Here is a 5,624-nt window from a genome sequence, read left to right on the forward strand (position 1 = left end):
CACGTCTTCAAAGCGCTGGAACCACCTCCACAGGAGGAGCCGATGGAGTGGGTCGAACTCGCGGATGATCCAGGTCCTCCCGAGGAGGAGCAGCAGGAGGAAGAACCTCCTCCTCCGCCGCCGCCCCCACCGCCCGAACCCGAGCAGGTGGAAGAAGAGCCTGCGGTAGTTGAGGCAGAGGTGCCCGAGGAAGCCATTACGGAGATTCTGAAGGAAGTCGAGGAAACGGCGGACAAGCCGGAAGAACCGAAGGTTCTGCGCTCCGGCGAGGGCAAGCAGATCGGCATGCCGGGCAAGATCCTCCATGCAGAGCAGCCGCCCTACGGCGTGATTCAGTTCAAGGGACGCATTGCCGTTTCGGCACGCATCGGTACGGATGGCAAGGTTATCAGCACCCGCATCCAGGTCTCCTCCGGAAATGCGCTCTATGATCGGATGGCACGGCGCATTGTCGAGAAGCAGTGGAAATTCGAGCCCGCGAAGGATATGAACGGGCAGCCGATGGAATCCGATATGCAGTGTCCTGTTTACTTTAACATGAAGCCTGCACGCAATATCAAATAATGTGCATGTGCTGGAAGAAGGAGAGGAATAAGTAATCCCATGAGAAAACTCATTGTATTCATTATGGCGCTCTTTCTGCTCCTGCCTGCAGCATCCACGAATGCTGCGCAGACGTGGCAGCAGATCCACGACCACATTGCCGCTGAGATAAATTCTGCCCCGCTTACCGCCTCTGCGGGAATTTTACCCTACCTCGGCAAGCGCGATTTAAGAATTTTACTTTGCTTTGATACGGCAATGTGAAATTTTGCCCGTACGGCGCGGCAGCATAGAATTTTTAGCCTCTGCAAAATTCCGCCTCAAAACTTGCTATCCTTGTCTATATGCACAAAAGGATCGGCAAAATTTTACTGCCTCAGGCGCTGCTACACTAAATGCACGCAAGATGAAAATTTATCGAAGGATTTCAGAGCGGAATTTCGCGAGGCTAAATTTTATCACTGCGAAAAATTTCAACCACTCATAGCAAGCGTCTAAGGCGCGATAAATTTAAAATTAGGGCTTTAAGTCAGCATAGCAAGTTTCGCTTCTTGCAAAATTTTAACTGCCTTGGTCGCCGCAAAAATAGAAATTTACAAAATCGCTTTATGAAATTTCGCAGCGTCGCGTGGTAAAATTTTAAAATCAGCGCCGTACCTGCAAGGCATAATTTAGCGGAATTTTACTTGCCCAATTTGGCTAAATTTTCTCTTTCAAAGTTTAACAGCCACGCTTTGGTCGCTACACCGCCCGCGCCGCTGTATCCGCCGAGCCCGCCCGCAGCTACGACGCGGTGGCACGGCACGATGATGGGAATTTTGTTTTTGCCGTTTGCGCCGCCTACTGCGCGGCTTGCGTGCGGTCTGTCGATAGCCGCAGCTAGCTCGCCGTATGTTACGACCTTGCCGTAAGGGATCTCTAAAAGCGCGCTCCACACGGACTTTTGAAACTGCGTGCCATTTTGGCTCAGTTTAACGCTGAAGCTCTCAAGCTCGCCCCTGAAATAGGCGCTAAGCTCGTCGGTGCAAAGAGCCAAATTCTTTCTTAAATCGCTAAGCCTTAAATCGCGTCCTTTATCATCCGTAGCACGAACAAAGCCTAATTTAAGCTCTGCATCGTACTTTTTAAAGACCTCATCATTGGGGCTGCAGGCAGAGCTTTTGACCCAGTCGATATTGCAGATCCCGATCTCATCATCCCAAATTTCAAGCATTCCAATGGGCGAATTAAAAAAGGCTTTTTGCATCTCAATCCTTTCAAATTTTTACTGGTTTGATCAAAAAAATTTTAAAAAGCGCTTGTTGCGGTGCGAGCTAAGCTCGAAAACGATGGAATTTCATGCGGTAACGCGAATTTTTTAAAATTTACACGCGAGGCGCCGCAAAGCCTCTACTCAAATCGCATGATGTTTACTAAAACCCCGTCGAAAACGTCTTGCTTAAAAAGCTTGATCTCGCGCACGATATCTGCATTGTCGTCGTTGATGACGCTGTTTTTGACGAGGCTGTCCTCGATGAGCTTAAAGATAAAGGCGTGGTTGCTGACGTCGGAGATGCCGCTTTTAAAGCCCATTTCAAGGCGCACCGGCACGCCTATGTGCACGCCGCGCAGATCCTTGGCGATGTAAAGATCGGCGATCGTGCGCACCATCTTTTTCGCCATTTGGTAGCTCGCCGTGGACGACAAAATATCATTAAGACCGAAATTCTCCATCAAAAGCGGAATACGAACGCGCGCCAAAATCCCTTCGCTCGGCTCGCTTGCGCTCTTTTTCAAAAACGAAATTTTGATCTTATGCGCGATGCCTATGAAACGCGGCTTAAGCTCGATGAGCCTAGCTCTAGGCGCTTGCGGTAGCGAGATAGGACGCGAAGAGCTTGCAATAGGCAGAGCCTGCGGACGTCCCGGCAGGCGCGCGCGCTCTTTCGCAGGCGCTTTGCGCGTAGGCTTGCCATAGAAATTTACGGGCTTAGTCGCAAAAGTTGATTCGCTCCCAAAAGCAGCAGACGCGGGCTCATCACCAAGCGCCCCCTCCGCCATAGAAGAAGCAAACGTAGAATTCTCACCCGTTAACGCAGACTGCGCGGATTGCTCAAATTCGGGCGCAAATTTATTTCCCGCTTGCGGCGGCAAATTTAAAGGGTGCCACTCTTGTGCAGAGATTTTCTGCTCTAAATTTTGCTCGTCGGAATTTTTTAGCGCGTAATTTTGCCCTTTTGCCAAGCACATTGAATCCTCACCGACTAAATTCTCATCTTGAGGCGCGAATTCCAAGGCATTTTCTAAGGCAAAATTTGCGGCACGACAGCTAGCGGAATTCGCGATTTGCCCCTTAGAAAACTCGGAGCCTTGAGACCCACAATCATTTGCGCACTTTATATCAAGCGCAGAATTTGCGAAAGTGGAATTTTTTGATGCAGAGCCTTGCGCCGTAGAATTTTTACTTCGTAAGTCCGCGTCCTGCTCTGCTACAAACGAATTTTCAGCTGCAAAATTCTCCGTTTGCGCCATAAAATTAGAATTTTGCGCCTCAAATGCGGAATCTTTCACGAGTGCAGAGCTTTGCACAGAAACAAAATTTCGCGATGCAGGAATGAAGCTTTGTCCTTTGGCAGAATTCGCAGGCGCAGGGCTTTGCGGCATAAAATTTTTACTCCTCGCATTTGCGCTCTCTTCGAAACTAGCAGCAAGCCCCACGCTCACGTCATCCTGCGCAGCATCATTTTGCAAAATTAAATTCTCGCGCGTCGTATCCCACGCGGTATCTGCGCAAAATTCCGCCCGAGCTGCGCCATAAAATTCTGCTTGCGAAACATCTTGAAATTCTGCCCTAGAAGTAAAGCCTTGCGCACTCTGAGCGCTGCGCGCAGGAAAATCTCGCTCGCCGCGCCTCGCATTTGTGGCATACGAGGTCTTTGCCAAGCTGCCGCCAGCCTCGGGCGAAACTGCGCCCGAATCTCCGCCGCAAAAGCTATCAAAATCGCAGGCGCCGTCAAACTCCGCATAGCCATCCGCCTCGCGGAGACGATCTGTGCGGGCTTTCTTTTTGGGCGTAGAAGGGAGCGTGAGCCTACCTGCAAGCTCGCGTCCGCCAGAGTTTAAAATCCCAAAAATTCTAGCTCTAAAGCGCTCGAACTGCTCGCCACTGAGCGAAATTTTGTCGTTTAGGCTCTGCACGCCGAAGTCTGCAGCGGTAAAATTTACGATCGCTCCGTCCCTACTCGCGACGCGCACGCGACCTTTGACCGAGCCTTTTAGCTTAAAATCGCTGCCTGCGAGAATTTTTTTCATTAATTCCTTCGGATTGTAGGGCATTTTAGCGCTCGCCAAAAACCACTTCATTAAATTTAGCGACGAAGCTTAGCGGATTGACGCTAACGCCGTTGATCGCGATGCCGAAGTGCAGATGTGGGCCGCTAACTCTACCGCTCTCGCCCGAAAGCGCGATTTCATCGCCTTTGCGAACGTGATCGCCAAGCGTCACTTTGATCTCGCTTAGATGATAGTACTGCGAATAGATGCCGCCGCCATGATCGATCACGACCGAGCCGCCCGCGTAGTAGCGGTCTTTGGCGATGACTACGACGCCGTCATTGGCTGCGCGCACCGCAGTGCCTACCGCGGCGCGATAATCGGTGCCGCTGTGATAGCTTTTAAGCTCGCCATTAAAGGTGCGGGCATTGCCGAATGCAGAGGTTATTTTGGAGTTTAAAGGCAGCTCAAACGGCGTCGAAAAAAGATAGCGCGGCGTGGTGATCGCATAGATAGCGTTGGCTTCGTCGAGCTCTTTTTTGATACGTGCGGCGGCTTCTTTGGGCGGTTTAACCTTGCCCGGAGCGACACTTAGAGCCTCTTTTTTATACTCACCCTTTTTCAAAGCGACGATCTGCTCGTGACTGCCGCTTTGATCTACTATTCGCAGCGCGAAATCTCCCTTAGCACGGTAATTCGCTGCTAAAACGGCGATTTTATCGCTAGAATTTGGCGCCTCGATAAGGGGGATTTTCTTTGAGCCAAAGCTCAACTCGGTTGTGCTTTTATCCAATTTTAAGATAACAACATCACCGTTTACTATGTCTAAAGCGAAAATTTTAATCGCCAAAAGTGCAAAAATAGCTAGAAATTTCATAAATTTTCCAAAATTCGTTATTTTTCATCAATTTTTTGTTAAAAATTAGCTAAAACAAATGAAATTGCTGTTATAATAACGAAAATTCAATTTTAAAAGGATTAAATGATGAAAAAGTTTTTGCTTCTAGCATCTGTTGCACTTTGCGGTCTTTTGCACGCGGACGTCGTGGCAAATCAAGAGGTTATAGCGGCGACTAACGTCGTTAGATCTTTCGTAGCGGCCAATAACTTCGGCACCGATGAGCGCTATCTAACCAGCGCCAAAGCCGTCGCAATCCTAACCGACGTAAAACGTTTAGCTGCGGGCGCATCGCTACAATACGGCGATGGAATTTTTAGCGTCAAAGGCGAGAACGGCGAGTGGAGTTCGCCGATTTTTATCAAATATAAAGGCTACGGCGTGGGCTTACAGGCGGGCTACGAGACGAGCGACATCGTTATGATCTTCCATACTACGAAGTCATATCAAGACATTTTTACTGGCACAGACACCCTTGAGATCAATGTAGGTGCCGCAGCAGGCGGCGTAGGTAGAAGAACCGGTCGCGCAACCGATCTGCCTGATATCTCTGCATGGATGGTAAGCCCGGGCGAGCAAACAGGCATCTACCTAGGCGTATCGATCGACAACGGCAGAATCACTATCGACGATCAACTAACTAACGACTTCTATGAGAGAATTTACGACTACGAGGATATCTTAAACGATTCTCCTCGCGCGAATAAATACGCAAAAAGATGGAAAGAGACTATGCGCAAATACTTCACCAACGGTGAGAAGTACGGCGCTAGCAGCAGTGCAGCGATACCTGTAAATCACGTGCAGAAAAAATATCCCGACGGCAAGCCGATCATTTCAAACCGCTCTCCTAGAACTCATGTTAAGGCTACGCGAAGCAAAAAGGCTAAAAAAGCAAAATAAATTATCGAGTTAAGCCCCACCTATGGGG

Annotated in this window: 6 protein-coding genes; 3 read left to right on the top strand and 3 right to left on the bottom strand. The window is 49.4% G+C overall.

What is annotated here, in order from left to right:
* Together Q0198_RS00675 and Q0198_RS00680 are read left to right on the top strand one after the other, a co-directional pair.
* Positions 1 to 564, top strand: a 564-nt coding sequence (locus Q0198_RS00675; protein ID WP_297893863.1) for a TonB family protein, incomplete at its 5' end; no start/stop codon positions are given.
* Positions 565 to 603: 39 nt separating this feature from the next.
* Positions 604 to 807, top strand: a complete 204-nt coding sequence (locus Q0198_RS00680) for a hypothetical protein (protein ID WP_297893866.1) — start codon at positions 604 to 606, stop codon at positions 805 to 807.
* 418 nt (positions 808 to 1,225) lie between these two features.
* Here Q0198_RS00680 and Q0198_RS00685 read toward each other — a convergent pair whose 3' ends face one another.
* The 3 genes from Q0198_RS00685 to Q0198_RS00695 form a co-directional block, all read right to left on the bottom strand.
* Entirely contained in the window at positions 1,226 to 1,789 is a 564-nt protein-coding gene (locus tag Q0198_RS00685; RefSeq protein ID WP_297893868.1) for a methylated-DNA--[protein]-cysteine S-methyltransferase, read from the bottom strand.
* 143 nt (positions 1,790 to 1,932) lie between these two features.
* Entirely contained in the window at positions 1,933 to 3,834 is a 1,902-nt protein-coding gene (locus Q0198_RS00690) for a hypothetical protein (RefSeq protein ID WP_297893871.1), read from the bottom strand.
* A gap of 25 nt (positions 3,835 to 3,859) precedes the next feature.
* Positions 3,860 to 4,672, bottom strand: a complete 813-nt coding sequence (locus Q0198_RS00695; RefSeq protein WP_297893873.1) for a M23 family metallopeptidase — start codon at positions 4,670 to 4,672, stop codon at positions 3,860 to 3,862.
* A 108-nt stretch (positions 4,673 to 4,780) separates the two neighbouring features.
* On the opposite strand from Q0198_RS00695, the gene Q0198_RS00700 reads away from it, so the two are divergent.
* Positions 4,781 to 5,596 carry a lipid-binding SYLF domain-containing protein gene (locus Q0198_RS00700; protein ID WP_297893876.1) on the top strand — a complete coding sequence of 272 codons (816 nt, stop codon included), beginning with the start codon at positions 4,781 to 4,783 and terminating at the stop codon, positions 5,594 to 5,596.
* Positions 5,597 to 5,624: the final 28 nt, after the last annotated feature.

The sequence above is a fragment of the uncultured Campylobacter sp. genome (assembly GCF_938045205.1).
Taxonomy (GTDB): domain Bacteria; phylum Campylobacterota; class Campylobacteria; order Campylobacterales; family Campylobacteraceae; genus Campylobacter_B.